The sequence below is a fragment of the uncultured Nostoc sp. genome (assembly GCF_937863485.1).
GTDB lineage: Bacteria > Cyanobacteriota > Cyanobacteriia > Cyanobacteriales > Nostocaceae > Nostoc.
On the sequence record NZ_CALMFY010000216.1, the window covers coordinates 40,577 to 56,021 of the forward strand.

The window sequence follows — 15,445 nt, forward strand, 5'->3', positions numbered from 1 at the left end:
GTCAGTAGTGAAGAATCGGGAAAAGTATCATGAAAAGGCTAATTTACAAATAAAAAAAGCCGGATTCTTCATATTAATTCTTAATTTTTTAATCTTAAATAGTTTTAGTATTTTGCCAGTAAAGGCGGCGACTGAAGAACCTATATTGAGCGTAGTCCATAGCCAAGAAAATGCAAATCAATGGACAGGGATAACTGACCGCTTACAGGCAATAGGGGTGAAATATTGTGTAATTCCCCTAACTGATGTCAAGAGTGTGGCAGATTGGGGCGATCGCCGGGTATTATTTTTGCCAAATGTTGAGACATTAACACCAACCCAAGCGATCGCTCTCGAAGAATGGATGAGTAAAGGAGGGCGCTTAATTGCCAGTGGCCCCGTAGGTAGTCTATCAGCGCCGGGAGTGCGGCAGTTATTGCGATCGCTTTTGGGAGGTTATTGGGGATTCAGCCTCAGTGACACAGAACAGATCAAACCCACAAAAACCAATATCCCTGAATGGGCAAATCAAACTCAACTCTTTGGCAAAATCCGCGGCGGCGTTGTGATTCCTAATGATATGGGCACTGAATCTGCTGCTGTTTGGAATTCCAAAGATAATCCTGCTGCTGTAGTGACAACTGAGCGTTCCACCCTTTTGGGCTGGCGCTGGGGAACAGATGCAGCCTCAGCAGCCGACTTAGATAATGCCTGGTTAAAAGCTGCTCTCAATCACTATTTGACAGCGCTACCACCATCAAATCGCATGAAAAAAATAGCAGGAGGTTCCCAAAACTGTTCTACAACGGTGGCGGCTGCGCCAAGGGCGCAGGGGGGCAGTTCATCTCCGTCATCTCCTACTCCTCCTAAAACTGCCACTGCTCCCATCCCTAGAGCGCTGACTACAGTCAAACCCTCAAATTCTGAAGCTATTGATCAGTTGGAACAAGCGGTGCGTCTAGATGTTGCACCTAACTCCAATGAGCCGATTGACAACAATGAAGCGATCGCTCTCCAGCAAGAGCTAGAAAATCTAATTGGTCGGGTGGAAAGCGCTAATTTAGCGGTGTCAGCTGATGCAGCTAATGAAGGTGTTGCAATATCTGACGACAAGCAGTCCTCTAGGCATCTGGATACCTATACCCCCCAATCTGTCAAGCAGCAGCCGACACAATTGGCGTCAACTAAATTGGGGGGACTAGGCATAAGTAAAGACCAAGCCTTGGTACAGGTAAGGGTAATTGCCAAAAACTTACCCCAATTGATTGCCCAAAAAAACTACGCTCTAGCTCGTCAGCAGTGGCTGGTAGCGAAGACGATTTTGTGGCAGCAGTTTCCCGTTGATCAAAGGCTGGCTCAACCAGAAATCAGAGCAGTTTGGTTAGATCGGGGGACGATTGTCCGTGCTGGTAGCAAGGCGGGACTAGCCCAGATTTTTGATCGCCTAGCCCAAGCTGGGATTAATACCGTTTTCTTTGAAACTGTTAATGCTGGCTATACCATTTATCCCAGCCAAGTGGCAAAAGAGCAAAACCCATTAATTCGTGGATGGGACCCACTAGCAGATGCGGTGAAATTAGCCCATGAGCGAGACATGGAATTACACGCTTGGGTTTGGACTTTTGCTGCTGGTAACCAACGGCACAATCAGATTATCAACGTTAATCTTGATTATCCAGGGCCAGTACTGGCGGCTCATCCCGATTGGGCAAACTACGATAATCTTGGCAACATGATTCCCGTTGGTCAGACTAAGCCATTCTTTGACCCAGCCAACCCTGAAGTGCGGCAGTACTTACTCAAGCTGTACGAGGAAATCGTTACTCGCTATGACGTGGATGGTCTACAGCTAGACTACATTCGCTACCCCTTTCAAGACCCATCAGTAGGTCGAACCTACGGCTATGGCAAAGCTGCAAGAGCGCAGTTTCAGCAACTTACTGGTGTAGATCCGATAAATATTTCCCCCAGCCAACCAGACTTGTGGCAAAAATGGACGAGATTTCGCACCGAGCAAGTTGATAGCTTTGTTGCCCAAGTTTCACAGCAGTTGCGACAAAAACGACCGAATTTGATTTTGTCGGTTGCAGTATTTCCTCTGCCAGAATTAGAGCGGATTCAAAAAATTCAACAAAACTGGGAAATTTGGGCAAGGCGGGGAGATGTAGATTTAATCGTTCCGATGACTTATGCTCTGGATACTTCGCGCTTCCAACGACTAGCCCAACCCTGGATTGCCTCTAAACAATTGGGAGCTACATTGTTAGTGCCGGGAATTCGCTTACTTTCTTTGCCGACAATTGGAGCATTCGATCAACTCCAGTTGGTAAGGGACTTGCCAGTTAGTGGTTATGCACTTTTTGCCGCAGAGAATTTTAACAACGAGCTAGAAAAACTCTTTATTAGCACCCAAGGTAAGGTTCAATCCACAACAAGTGAACCGATTCCTCACCGCCAACCTTTTCAAACTGCCGCCATCCGTTACACCGCGCTGCAACGGGAATGGAAATTTGTTTTCCAAAATCACCAACTACAAAGAACTGCTCAGACAATATCAGATTTTAACAACCAGGCAGAAGTTTTACGCAGTGCTTTAAATCAGCTTGCCGTTTCCCCTTCTGCTAGTAAGTTAATAGTGGCGAGAGCCTCTCTAACTCGGTTCCAGTCTCAATTTCGGGTATTGATGAGTCAAGAACTTAAGTCAAACTCCTATCAAGTCAAAGTTTGGGAAAATCGGCTTGTAACTATAGAAAGGCTATTGCGCTATGGGGAACGGCGGGTGCAGTTGCGTCCTTAGTGAAGAGGCAAGTTTAGGACTTACGCACCCTTTACGATTCTTCGCACTCTTCTCTAACGAGACGCTACGCATTCGCGTAGTGTTCCGTAAAGCCTGCGGCATAGCAACTCTTAGAGACGCTCTTGCGTTCGCTTAGGGCGCAGCCTCTGGTAGAGAAGGAAAGGCATCTTCTCTACGAGACGCTACTCGTTGGCAAAAGCCTCTCGCAGAGATGGCGGTAGCCTGCGGCAAGCCACTACATGCCTATGCTAAATTAAGCTTTTTGGCGATTTTTGCGTAAGTTGATTAACTAAGAAAAATCGGACTTTAGAATGGCGACAGTTATTAAGTATCAAGTCTAGAATAGGAAAATTGTGTATAGTGTCTGCAATCATGAAAGTCTCTGGGCGTTTCTTGCTGCCAGTTTTTTTACTGACCTTTGCAGTAGCCTGTAACCAGACTAGCGCCTCCTTAGATAATCCCACGCTGCAAGGATCTGTACCTTCTGCCCAACTGACACAGAATTCTACACAGCCAAAAAATCTTGTCCGAACTGAAGCACTTTCACCCACACCCATCCGGATCAATCTGAAGAATTTACCAGCACCCTTCGCAACAGAAAGTGCCTCCAAGCGACCTGAGGTTGTGCCCATTCCGCAAAATCCGGTGCTGCGGGTGCCACCAGGCTTTACAGTTAACGTCTTTGCTGAAGGTCTAGATGCCCCACGCTGGCTAGCTTTAACCCCTAGTGGTGATGTTCTAGTGACTGAAACCGAGCAAAATCGGATTCGTCTGTTGCGTGACAGCAATGGTGACGGCGTAGCCGATGTTCGAGAAACCTTTGCTAGTAGGGACAACGGACTCAATAGACCTTTTGGGATGGCTTTTGTAGGTAATTCCTTTTTTCTAGGGAACACAGACGCTGTGGTGCGTTTTCCCTATACTCAAGGTGAAAACAAGATTACAGGTAAGGGAAAAAAAATCGCCAACTTGCCTGCTAAAGGTTATAACAACCATTGGACGCGCAATGTCGTTGTCTCGCCTGATGGCAAGAAATTATATGTTTCAGTTGGTTCAGGAACCAATGTGGATGAAGAACCCCTACCACGGGCTTCGATACAGGTGATGAATTTAGATGGTTCCCAGCAGCAGACTTTCGCTTCCGGCTTGCGTAATCCTGTGGGGTTGGACTTTCACCCGATCACTAAGCAACTTTACGCCACTGTTAACGAACGGGATGGAATCGGTGATGACTTGGTTCCAGACTATCTCACACGCGTTCAAAAGGGGAAATTTTACGGCTGGCCCTATGCCTATCTGACGCCAAACAACCTTGATCCTCGTCAAAAAACGGATGGTAAAAGTAAACGCCCCGATTTAGCAGGCCGTACCCAAACGCCAGATGTGCTGTTCCAGGCGCACTCAGCAGCATTGGGTTTGCAGTTTTATGATGGTCAGACGTTTCCAAAAAAATACCGCAACGGTGCTTTTGCTGCTTTTCGTGGTTCTTGGAACCGCGATCGCGGCACCGGTTATAAAATTGTATTTGTTCCCTTCGATGCTAAAGGGCGATCGCAAGGCTACTATGAAGATTTTCTCACAGGATTTTTGCTAAATCCTTCTGTACCAACCACTTGGGGACGACCTGTAGGTTTACTCGTGTTGCCGGATGGCAGTCTACTACTAACAGAAGAAGTCAATAATCGGATTTATAGAATTCAGTATACGGGGAGTTAAACAATTCAAAATTCACGCATTCAAAAATTCCGGAGTAAAATCTCTTATCTGGGGGCAACTTAGAACAGTTGTTATCAATAGAGATGCTGTGACCATTTTCTTCGCAGGTTTATTGCCTTTACGCTAGATTACTTAAAAATACTCAGAATCATCTGGTTGAGAAATTAATTATGGCTCAGAATGAAAATAATACTCAGTCAAATATCAACGAATTCTCTCCCCATTCAGGTACACGATACTGGGGTGAGGTGGAGGTGATCGAGGAGGGAGAAACCTATAGAATTAGTCGTGTTGAAATCAAGCCCAGGCACGGCATTAAACCACAAATTCATTATCACCGCAATGAACATTGGGTTGTAGTCTCCGGTGTAGCCAAGGTGACTTGTGGCGATGCGGAAATATTACTGAATCGAAATGAGTCAACTTATGTCCCTGCTGCAACACTACATAAAGTAGAAAATCCTGGACATATTCCGCTAGTTATTCTGGAAATTCAAAATGGTGAGTATTTGGGTGAGGATGATACTGAGCGTCCTTATGACTTAAATTTGGTCAAGTCTGGAGCTGAAGGTCAGTAAGAATTTTAGATTTTAGACTTCGGCTCCTTTCGGCAACTCTTGGAGACGCTCTTGCGTTCGCTCAAGGCAAGTCGCTCAGTCGAACGATTTTGGATTAAAGAATTGAAATTTAATCCAAAATTGTCAATTCCAAAATCCAAAATTGAATTGCCCAATGCCCAATCAAAACCACCCTTCTTGTTCCAGGGTTTCAATCAGCTGCAAGCCACGGGGATCACCCACTCCTAACAGTGAGGCTTTCGCGTCTTCCCGGACTCCCAAATCTTGGTCTTCAGCAAAGGCTTGAATTAGGGCATCGATCGCTGTGGCATAAACTACATTAGAAGGGAGTTCGCGGCACAGTTGACCAATTGCCCAAGCACTGTTACTCCGCACTGCTGCCACGGGGTCTTGGACTAAGGCTTCAATTAATGGTGGCATTGCCCCTATAACTGCTTCATAACCCACTTCTGCCATCTGTGCTAAGGCGCTAGCAGCCCACAAACGCACTGCGGAAATGTCAGTTCTTAAGGCGTCTGCTAGGGGCGCTAAAGAACGGCGATCGCGACAGTTTCCTAAAGCCCAAACAACGCCTTTACGCACATAGCCATTCCAATCATTGTTTAGTTGAGCAATTAACGGACTCACTGCCTCTGAACTAGGATTGCGTCCAAGTCCATAGGCTGCACTCACGCGCACTAAGGGACAGGTATCAGTTAACAGGCGAATCAGATGGGGGATAGCCCGCGCATCTTCAATATCAGAAAAAGCACGCGCCGCTAACATTCGTTGCTGGGGCTGGGGATTTGTCAGCAGGGCTAGTAACACTTCTGGATCAGGCTTCGCCACAACTGATTCGGTAGTTAGCGGCTCTATTTTATCTAAGGGGCTGTCTAGTTCCTGCTCAATATCAAGTAGGCTTAGATCGTCTTCGTCATACATAATTTCATTTGAATCCCTTTTTGGGATTAACACATAATGCGATGTGCCAATAAGTTAAAGCCTTATATATATTATTAGTTGCGTTATTATCCACTTTCCATTCTCCCTCGTTGAGCTTTATCCAAACGAGAACCGTTATAACTCAGACGCTAAAGGATGTGATTGCTATCCTCTAGTTTATTTTTCTGCACTCAGGAATTTTACCATCCACAGGGATTGGGTTTGATAACCTAACTGATTGTAAAGATTTAATGCGGGTTTGTTTGATTGAAACACTTGCAATCCAATCTGGCGATCGCCTCTTTGAATAACCCAATTTTCCACATATCGCATTAAGGCTGTACCAATACCTCGCCGCCGATGTTCTGGCACAACGTAGAGGATAAAGATATGAGCATGACGATTACCCTGCACTTGATCTATGGCATTGCCTACCCAAAGGCAGGCTATAGGGGAAGTGGGGGAGTGGGATGAAGGGGACAAGGTAGATGCTCCCTGATCTCGCTTCACTTCCTCACCCAAAAAATCGACCCACCACAAGGGCGTATCACTAGAAAAGTATTGCCTAACTGTTTGTTCTAGGTGAGAAAAATCCTCTTTGGGAAAAAGATCCTGGTAAGTTCGCTGCATGAATTTAAGCAGCAACGCCCGATCCAAAGCGGAGCCACGGCGAATAATATACCCCGGTAGTAGTTGCTCAGACACTGCTGATGTTTATTGTACTTAGGGACTGACAAAAAATAAATTATCCAAAATTATTTCTACATTTGTAGGGGATCTTGGCCTTGCGCCCCTACGATAGGATGTTTTTTTTTACTGGAAGTCCCTTAGCTAGCTGAGTTATATGCTGCTGGTGGCAAATTAGCAGGAGTCGGTTGAGAACTTATCCCCACCTCTTCAATTGGTGCAGGTGCTGCCATATCGGAGGGTAAAAAGATCCGGGCGCTAACTGCCACTAGGGCAAAGAAAAATACTAATACTGCAAGCAAGGGGGCGATGTACTGACGAAATATAGCCATATTTAGATTGCAAACAAGCTCGGAACTTTTCTGAGAACCTAGCTGAAGATTTGTGAAATATTCTTGATTTATTTTAGCGATTTTCCGGGCATGGAAAATAACAGATTATCGGCTATCGCGCTCCAAGTCATCAAGAACTCTTTCGCAGTACCAATTCTCCGGCATCCCAGGATAAGTCTCCTTTGCCTGTTCAATTAACCTTTCGGCAGCGACGGTATCACCGGATAACTTAGCGATTAGCCTGTTTTTAAGATAGCTTTCAGATACACCCTCCTCTACCTGGTTTGGTATGCTTTCATTTATAGTTGATGGCCGGGACTGCTCTCTCCGCAACTGCCAAAATAAAACGTAATAAAGTGTACCAAAAATTAAAATTAGACTGAGTGTTCCGAAAAAAGTTAGCAGGTTAAACGGCAGAGGTCCCAGAACTAACTGTGAGAGAACATAGCCAAGTAATAAACCAGTGAGTAAGAGAATAAATGTGCCGACAGCAATAACTACTTGATTCCCCATATATCCTCTTCTTCGTTCTCCAATCCTGGTCTGGATAATACTACCACTGGCTTTGGATTCCAAGGGGCAAAGAATGGCAATAATAGTAATCCCGGTAAAGCAGCTATTGCTGTCAGTAAAAAGAATGTAGACCAGCCGGTGGTTTGTGCCCATGTACCTGCTGGAGCCGTGAGAATATCTCTACTAAAAGCCTGTAAACTCGAAAGTAAGGCATACTGTGTAGCTGAAAAGCTTTGGTTACAAAGACTCATCAAAAATGCTACAAAAGCAGCAGTTTCTAGACCAGCACAAAATTGTTCTATATTAACGGCAGCTAACATTAGATAGAAGTTTTTACCTACTACTGCCAACGCAAAGAAAGCCAAGTTGCCGACAGCTTGCAGGATGGCGAATATCCAGAGCGAGCGATTAACACCAATTTTGGTCATTATTGCTCCTGCTGCCAAGGTGCCAACAATAGTGGCGAAAATTCCCAATGCACCAGGAAATGCTATGTCGGTTTGAGTGAAATGTAAGCCTTTATCTAACAAAAATGGGGTGGATACATTCTTTAGTAAAGAATCCCCCAACTTGTAGATCACAATGAATATTAGGATTAAAAGCCCTTGGAGCCAGCCATGACGCTGGAAAAATTCAATGAAGGGTAATTGGACAGCGGCGGATAAAGTCTGAGGCGGACGATCGCGTAGAACTGGTTCTGGTGCAAAAATAGAACTTACAACGCCTACGAGCATCAACAGCGACATCAACAAGTAAACAGCTTGCCAAGGCATTCTGTCTGCCAAAAATAGGGTAACGTAACCGGTTACTAGAATGGCAATACGATAACCTAATAAGTAAATAGATGCTCCAGCACCTCTTTCTTGTACTTCCACTACATCAGTGCGGTAAGCATCAACTAAAATGTCTTGGCTGGCGCTAAAAAAAGCAACGGCCACAGCAGCAATTATTAAAGGTTGTAGCCCTTGGGATGGATTTTGTAAAGCCATTGCAGCTATACTTAACAGTAATGCTACTTGTATAATTACTAACCAACCTCGCCGTCGTCCCAAAAAAGGCGGTACAAATCTATCTAGTAAAGGCGACCAGAGAAATTTTAAAGAATAGGGGAGCTTTACTAAACTAAAAGCAGCGATCGCTGCCAAGCTAATTCCTTCTTTGGTCAACCATGCTTGTAATGTCTGACTAGTTAAATACAAGGGCAAACCTGATGAAAACCCAAGAAATAACAAAGCTCCCATCTTCGGGCTGCCAAAAATTCGTAGCAGCGAATTATTTACTTGCACAATCTTGAAGATTCCTTTTTATTTAGTTGAATTGCAGTTATCTTGCCATAATTACTGTCTAATTTCGTGTAAGCACACAAACCTGCTAAGATTTACTTTATTTAAGATACATATCAGCAATACTCTAACAGTGTGATTATTCCTTAATTTTCCTTAATCGAATAAACCTGATGTGCCCTGATTTCTACCCTGTGTGCAGCAAGGCATTTTTCCCAACCTTCTCGCGTACCGATATCGCTTTTGTGATTGAGCAATCCTAATTTCTCTTCTTGCTGCGTGAGTTTAGCAAATTCTTCGTAGCCAGGGTAGTTGCTGGTAACAAATGTTTCCTTCCGATGCAAAATTGGCGGATTTTCCCTAGTTGCATAGTCTCGGTGAGTGACAACTAGGGTTTTTAAGTCAATAGTTATACTAGCTTTTAATGCTGGATGGGGGTCAGTGTCGAACTCAGGGTAACACAGATAGGATATCTGCGGCTTATCAGTGTGATATTTTATCAATGTGGCTCCATCTACACGCCCAATGGTACGGCTAGCGCAACCTTCACAAATTCGTAGCACAGGGTCAAGTGCTGCTAGTGCCGAAACATGGACGTAAAGCGCACCGCGCGTGTGTTTACCTATTTTGCTTTTTTCACAGGCAGTTTGAATCACCCCAGATTTACCTAAGCTGAAAAGTTTTTGGTCGGCTACTTGACAAGCTTCCTCGTAGCTACTAAAAAAGGCTTTGATATCGTGACGCATTTCTGGGGCTAGCTTCTGCCATGCGGGGCGTTGATCAAAGTGGGTGAGGGCAAGATAAACTTGGATATCCAGAGAACGACGGTAAGCGATCGCATCCCATTCTGCTTCGTCGGTAGCTTGTAAAACTACACCAAAAGCGCGGCGGAAGTTACCAAATTCACTCAGTAATTCCTGTTCATTTTCTAATTCACCTTTGGCAGGTAGTCTACCGCGCTTGGTAAAAAAAGCCATGAGTGGTTGCAGCTGTTTTTGGTAGTCTTCAAACCGCTTAGTCGGGATGCGGACTCGCGGTGTAGAAGTGGTAGAAAAGAAGCGGATAGCTTTGTAACTCTCTTTTTCGGCTTCATCACGAAAAACAAAGTAGACACCTAGTGCTATCGGTACTGCATCTACATTTAGGACTTCATCAATATAAGTTTTGAGTTCTTCTTGTTCGTAATATTTCTGAAAAGTATTGCGGCGTGTCACAATGCCATCATTGTAAGCAAGTTGGATTTTGCTGGGAGCGTTAATCAGTATTTGAGCGGCGACAATTAAAACTTTCCCAGTGAGTTCCCAAGCTTGGATTAGGCTTTGACGACGTTCTTCTGGGTCTTCGATGACGTTGAGAACGTAACCCAAATTGACCACATCAGCTGCGGTGAGTGGTACATCGGGATGGTAGTAAGGATCCCAGCCTGTACTGCTGTAGCCTAAGTCACCTACTCGCTGGACATCACCACCGTAGCCGCAACCGTAGTCAAAAAAAGTGGTGTCTTGATGTAGGATTGCCCATTCTATTGCCAATCGCACAGGGCGAGATAAATCAGTGCGAGCGATCGCAGCTCTATGACGCTCGATTTCTAGCGCTTCAGGCATAATATTAGTTGTCAGTTAACAGTGAAGAGTTAACAATCAACTAATATAGCAATCCTAAATGAGTTGTGAAAATGAACGAACCGCTAACGCGCAGCGTCTCCAAGAGTTGCCGCCAAGAGCGCCAAAAAAAGAAAAAGAAGTTTTCACATATGATTTAGGACTGCTATATCCTTTCAATTTTTAATGGCCAGTTCAATTAAATCTTCAATTTTCTTGATATTTGGATCGCCTGCTAAGTAACCAATACCGCGATGCAAATGTAAGCGAAATTGGGTGGCGAGGGTTTCTTTGTCGGTGGGATAGCCGTCATTGTGACAGCGTTGCTTGAGGGCGAGGAGGAGAATATCGGACATTTCCCCTCCAAACTCCTGCTATGTTTTTTGTACGTTTCTTTCTTGGGGATTTGGGCCGGGTGAGGGTGCGGTTGCTTCTGCGAGGGAACGGCAAAACGCCCAACGACATAGGATATTCCATTGGTCAATTTTTGTGCTGCGTTTAAGTTTGGTAAGTTGGTCTTTGGCTGTTTGGGAGAGACGAATACGTTCTATTGGTGATTCCATAATTTTGAAATTGCGTAGACGCGTAGCGGCTTGTCGTTAGACATCGCTCAATTTTTTCACGATATTTACTACCAAAAATATCCTGGTTGTATGGTAGTTTGGCGGGTGGCGGAGTCATATTTGAGGAGATATTCACGAGCGATCGCTTCGTTTTCTCGCAGTGTTTCGACTTCATTCTTTCCAATCTCGGTATCGGTAGATAGCAGAATTACTTGATGGCTAGCGGATGGAAAGTAACGTTCAACTAAGTTACTGCGGTGGGAGGAATCTAGTCTACCTAGTGGGGTATCAATTGCTACTGGCAGGCGGTGTCCAGAGACTTTGGCTAGTCCCCAGAGGAAGGCGATCGCAAGTAGTTGTTTTTCGCCAGCAGAGAGGCGATGTTTAGGGACAGGTTTACCATTTAAATCATAAAGGGAAAGGCTGAAAGTCTTGGTATCAATGGTAATACGATGAACTAAATCTGATTTGTGGAGGAGATAAAGGAAGCAATTTTTCACTTCTTCCTCTAATTTATTGAGTTTTCGCAAAGTTAATTTTTCACGAAAAATCTTGAGTGTGTCTTGAACTTTTGCCGCAGAGGTAATAATATGTTCGCTATTTTTATGTTTAATATTTTTTACAGTATATTCACTTAATTCTTTTTTTGACTTAGCAATAATATTTTCTAATTCAGCTAAACGACGGCGAATTGTTTCGTAATTTGCTTTAGCTTGAACAACTTTATTTTGTGCCGCTTCTATTGCCTGACGCAGCTTTGTATAATCTTCTGGTGCTGCTGCTGTTTGCACTTGTCTTTCTAGAGTATGAATTTCTTCTTCTTTATTTTTGAGAATAGCTAATTTCTCTTTGGCAGAAAGTTTAGTATTTTGTAAATGATATATGAGATTATCTAGCTGACTTAAAATTTCATCATCAGCTAATAACCAAGGTGCTTCTATCTGGATAGTATTTGCATATAAACTATCTACATCTTGGACTAGGAAAGATTGAATTTTCTCAACTTGTATCGGGGAAATTTCCACTTGATTTAGCCAAGTAAGTAAGCGCTGATCTCGCTCAATTAACAAATCTTTAGATATTTGTACTTGTTGATGGCGAAATTCTTTTTCTCCCTGCGTTTGCACTTGAGTAAGCAAATTGGGAATTAATGCCAGAGGTAAAACATCAGCCGCCAATTCACACATCGACTGACGTACTTGTTCAATTTCCACAGTTTTTGTATCCTGTTGTAGTTCTAGTTGATTGCGTTCTGCTGCAATCTTTCCACCTTCAGAAATAAATTTATCAAAGGCTTCTTGCTGCTTTTGTTCTAACTCTTCTACCTGATTTTTTAGAGTTTCTAATTTTTCTTCTGTTGTTTGATAATCTTCTTGCTGTTGGGTTAACCTAGTTTCAATTTCCTCTAGGTTTGCTAAATCCTTACTATTACCAACTTCTTTAAGTTTACGGTTAACTAAGATATCTAAATCAACTGCTAAACGGTCTGCCAACTCTAGCCCTAAAAGTCCGCGAATTGCATCTACTACAACTGGTGGTGGTGTTTCCTGTTCTGCAAGTTCTTTAACCTGTTCACCGTCAAAGAGAAATAAGTTAGAAATACCTAATGGTAAAAGATTTTCAATATATTCATCCCAAATATTTACCAAAGAATCAACAGGCCAGGTGTCATCATCACCTAAAATACCTAATGTATCTTTGCCGTCTTTAAGGTTTTTTGTCCAAAAGCGTACAATACGGTATTTTATTGGTTCATCGTTTTCTATATGTTCAAAAACTAGTTCAATACGAGTATCTTTAAGTGGATCTGTTTTGCTGTTAACGCATTGAGTAAGAAAATCGCTATAACTCAAATTACCACGAGTAGAACATTGGGCGCGTTGTCCATATAGAGCGAGACGTATAGCATCCATAAGGGTAGTTTTTCCACCACCATTCATCCCACCTAATAGAATAATTGGGCGGGGATTTTCTTCACTTCTTGGGTCAAGATTGATTACTTGTCTTCCAGCGTAGGGGCCAAAGTTTTGTAGAACGAGTTCAAGAAATATCATTAATCTATGTTCAACCCGTGTAGACGAGTTTAATCTGTATAACTGCGATTTTTAATCTTAAATATGTGTAGGATGTGCATTGCCCACCCTACCACATTTGTCAATAGCCAAATTATAGTCAGGCCGTCACAATATGCCTTGTTAATATACTCATTACTTCACCAGGATTAGAACTAGGTAATAGAGGACTCCATTCATTCACTTGAGCAAAACCTAGTTTGTAGAGAGTGAGAATAGTGTTGTTGACACCTGTTTTAGTTCCAAAAATTACTACTTTTACAGACTCTCTGGCTGGTGTTGTTGCTGTAGAGTCATCGGATGAAACAAGGGATGTAGGAGTTGGCAAGGTATCTGCCAAAAAGCTTTTATTCATCGAAATTTACCTGTTTGTTAGTCAAATAGTTATGTTACCTATAGGTAACATAACTATCTTACACCCTTTGTTACCGATGGGTAACATTTACTAGGTTATAAGCCTTTGACAAAATCAAAGGCATGGGAAAAGCAGGAAAAGCGCTGAAACGGGTATTGGACATTTATGGCATTAGCCAAAACAAGTTAGCAGTGATAATGGGAACAGGACGGCCAAACGTTCACCGTTGGGTAAACGAGATTAGAGATCCTGTCGCTGATACTGTACTAGAAATTCGTGATGCGCTGAATCAAATTAATCCAGCCGCAGCAGAAGAGTTTATCAGGCTTTACTTGGGAGATGCTGATGATGAGACACAGCCTTAAAGCACTGTGTACCTATTTTTTAAATTTCATGTTTCCCCAAGTCTTTGTCCCAGCATCAGATTTTGTAAGGTTTGTTGCGTCAACTTTTCCATCAGGCGCGTAAACGCGTAGCGGTTTGTCGTTAGACATCGCTTGTGTATCGGGTGTGGCAAAATCTGCTAAAGTTAGCTGCTTGACCTTTTCAATATCGCCTTGTTCAGCTGCTGTTTTCAAATCCCGCTTTAAATGAGCATTTTTAACTGCTTCATCTTTAGAACGCGAACTTGTAGCAAAGCATTTTTCAAGGGTGTCGTAGATTCCCACACGACGAGACATTTTCCGAAATTGGCGTTCTGTGTCTAAAAGTTTAGCCATGAGTTCCAAGTGCATACTATCATCTGCACAGATTTCTTCTAACACAGCCCATTCATCACGACCTAATAGGTTATAGTCAGCACCAGGACGGGGGTCTTGAAATTCTTCACCAGTCACTTCTTGATAAATCCGGGGTAAGCTATCATCAAATTCGTGTTTGTCTTCTAGCCAAATGCGGCGAATTTCGCTCATTTCTTCTAGAGTAATTAGGGTGATGTCGCGCATATTTTCTGGCGCTGTACGACGGGTTTTTGTTTGTGCTTCTAATAATCGTCTTAGCCAATGTTCCCGCCAATATTTGGTGTAGGGGCCAGGGATTGGTACAACAGTTTTTTCCCCATCTTTATCGCGCTCAAATAGTTGGACATCTCCCCAAATTCTTCTAAAGTCTCTTTTATCCCAGTCTTGTTTTATGTCTAATTCATTGCGAATATCTAATAGAGGCTGCATCCATTCTTTCTCTTCATCATTTTGGATCATTGCCTCCATCGATTTATCCTTACTAACGATTGTGCAAACCCAGCAGCCAAATCGGGAATCACCACAGCTAGGAGTAGAAGTATCAACAACTAATGGACATTCATTATCTGCTGTAGCACCTCGATACATGGTGAACAAGTCTTTGTTGCTATATCCCCAAGAATTTTGCCACTGATTTAAGTAAATCCAAACTTCATCAGTACGCCAATCTTCGATAGGAAGATAAATCAATGAGTTAGGTCGGTTGGGATTAGTATTTATGTGATCACGTACCCGCCATTCTCTATGTTTAGCCATCGTAGCAGCACGTTTAGTACTTTCAGCCTTGCGTGTACCTAAGACAAGAATTACTTCACCACTAGACCTAATAACTGCACGGATAAAGCTGTCAGATGGTTGAATTTTAAGGCGTTCAGTACACCATCTAAATCTGTTTCGCGGCGCTGGGTAGCCTTTCCCAATTAAGTTTACCCAAAAGGTATCCTTAATTGCAGGATAAAGCAAATGGGGTTCAATTGGCATTTCTTGCTCTTTAGCAGCAGCTTTCATCTGTTCTAAAGAGTTACGTACCCAAACAGAAACCACAGGGTTTTCTACCAGCGTATCAGTTGTAATAACATGGATTGTTTTAGTTCTCTTTTCCTGGGGGAGTGCTGCGATCGCATTCCAGATAAGCTGTAAAGTGGCAGTACTATCTTTTCCGCCTGAATAGCCCACCACCCAAGGTATCTCATCTAAACAATACAATTCTTGAATTTCAGTGGTGAGAGCTTGGATATAGTCCACTAACTCTGCTACAGTACGTGCTTGCTGAACTTTATTTTCTGGTTGTTGTGCTGTAGTCATTTC

13 protein-coding genes and 1 pseudogene are annotated in these 15,445 nt (G+C 43.2%); 4 read left to right on the top strand and 10 right to left on the bottom strand.

What is annotated here, in order from left to right:
- The first annotated feature begins 7 nt into the window (after window positions 1-7).
- The 3 genes from Q0541_RS29175 (at window position 8) to Q0541_RS29185 (ending at window position 5,070) form a co-directional block, all read left to right on the top strand.
- Complete coding sequence (locus Q0541_RS29175; protein WP_298919506.1) at window positions 8-2,776, top strand: family 10 glycosylhydrolase; 2,769 nt, start codon at window positions 8-10, stop codon at window positions 2,774-2,776.
- A gap of 372 nt (window positions 2,777-3,148) precedes the next feature.
- Window positions 3,149-4,492, top strand: a complete 1,344-nt coding sequence (locus Q0541_RS29180; RefSeq protein WP_298919579.1) for a sorbosone dehydrogenase family protein — start codon at window positions 3,149-3,151, stop codon at window positions 4,490-4,492.
- Between the two features lie 170 nt (window positions 4,493-4,662).
- Window positions 4,663-5,070 (top strand): phosphomannose isomerase type II C-terminal cupin domain, encoded by a 408-nt coding sequence (locus Q0541_RS29185; RefSeq protein ID WP_298919508.1) that lies wholly within the window; start codon window positions 4,663-4,665, stop codon window positions 5,068-5,070.
- 162 nt (window positions 5,071-5,232) lie between these two features.
- Here Q0541_RS29185 and Q0541_RS29190 read toward each other — a convergent pair whose 3' ends face one another.
- The 9 genes and pseudogenes from Q0541_RS29190 to Q0541_RS29230 form a co-directional block, all read right to left on the bottom strand.
- Complete coding sequence (locus Q0541_RS29190) at window positions 5,233-5,991, bottom strand: HEAT repeat domain-containing protein (protein ID WP_298919510.1); 759 nt, start codon at window positions 5,989-5,991, stop codon at window positions 5,233-5,235.
- 177 nt (window positions 5,992-6,168) lie between these two features.
- Entirely contained in the window at window positions 6,169-6,696 is a 528-nt protein-coding gene (locus Q0541_RS29195; protein WP_298919512.1) for a GNAT family N-acetyltransferase, read from the bottom strand.
- Window positions 6,697-6,818: 122 nt separating this feature from the next.
- Entirely contained in the window at window positions 6,819-7,010 is a 192-nt protein-coding gene (locus Q0541_RS29200) for a hypothetical protein (RefSeq protein WP_273769310.1), read from the bottom strand.
- Window positions 7,011-7,115: 105 nt separating this feature from the next.
- Complete coding sequence (locus Q0541_RS29205) at window positions 7,116-7,523, bottom strand: ABC transporter permease (RefSeq protein WP_298919515.1); 408 nt, start codon at window positions 7,521-7,523, stop codon at window positions 7,116-7,118.
- The gene (locus Q0541_RS29210) at window positions 7,508-8,809 is read right to left on the bottom strand and encodes an AmpG family muropeptide MFS transporter (RefSeq protein WP_298919517.1); all 1,302 of its coding nucleotides are present in this window, start codon (window positions 8,807-8,809) and stop codon (window positions 7,508-7,510) included. The genes Q0541_RS29205 and Q0541_RS29210 overlap by 16 nt, the downstream gene beginning before the upstream one ends.
- A 143-nt stretch (window positions 8,810-8,952) precedes the next feature.
- Window positions 8,953-10,410 (bottom strand): DNA phosphorothioation-associated putative methyltransferase, encoded by a 1,458-nt coding sequence (locus Q0541_RS29215; protein WP_298919519.1) that lies wholly within the window; start codon window positions 10,408-10,410, stop codon window positions 8,953-8,955.
- Window positions 10,411-10,583: 173 nt separating this feature from the next.
- Window positions 10,584-10,970 (bottom strand): annotated as a pseudogene (dndE, locus tag Q0541_RS29220) (DNA sulfur modification protein DndE).
- Between the two features lie 68 nt (window positions 10,971-11,038).
- The gene (gene dndD / locus Q0541_RS29225) at window positions 11,039-13,024 is read right to left on the bottom strand and encodes a DNA sulfur modification protein DndD (RefSeq protein ID WP_298919521.1); all 1,986 of its coding nucleotides are present in this window, start codon (window positions 13,022-13,024) and stop codon (window positions 11,039-11,041) included.
- A 118-nt stretch (window positions 13,025-13,142) separates the two neighbouring features.
- A complete protein-coding gene (locus Q0541_RS29230; protein ID WP_298919523.1) occupies window positions 13,143-13,397 on the bottom strand; it encodes a hypothetical protein in 255 nt (84 codons plus the stop codon).
- A 122-nt stretch (window positions 13,398-13,519) separates the two neighbouring features.
- On the opposite strand from Q0541_RS29230, the gene Q0541_RS29235 reads away from it, so the two are divergent.
- Window positions 13,520-13,762 carry a helix-turn-helix transcriptional regulator gene (locus Q0541_RS29235; protein ID WP_298919525.1) on the top strand — a complete coding sequence of 81 codons (243 nt, stop codon included), beginning with the start codon at window positions 13,520-13,522 and terminating at the stop codon, window positions 13,760-13,762.
- A 12-nt stretch (window positions 13,763-13,774) separates the two neighbouring features.
- On the opposite strand, the gene dndC is transcribed toward Q0541_RS29235, so the two are convergent.
- The gene (gene dndC / locus Q0541_RS29240; protein ID WP_298919527.1) at window positions 13,775-15,442 is read right to left on the bottom strand and encodes a DNA phosphorothioation system sulfurtransferase DndC; all 1,668 of its coding nucleotides are present in this window, start codon (window positions 15,440-15,442) and stop codon (window positions 13,775-13,777) included.
- Window positions 15,443-15,445 lie beyond the last annotated feature (3 nt).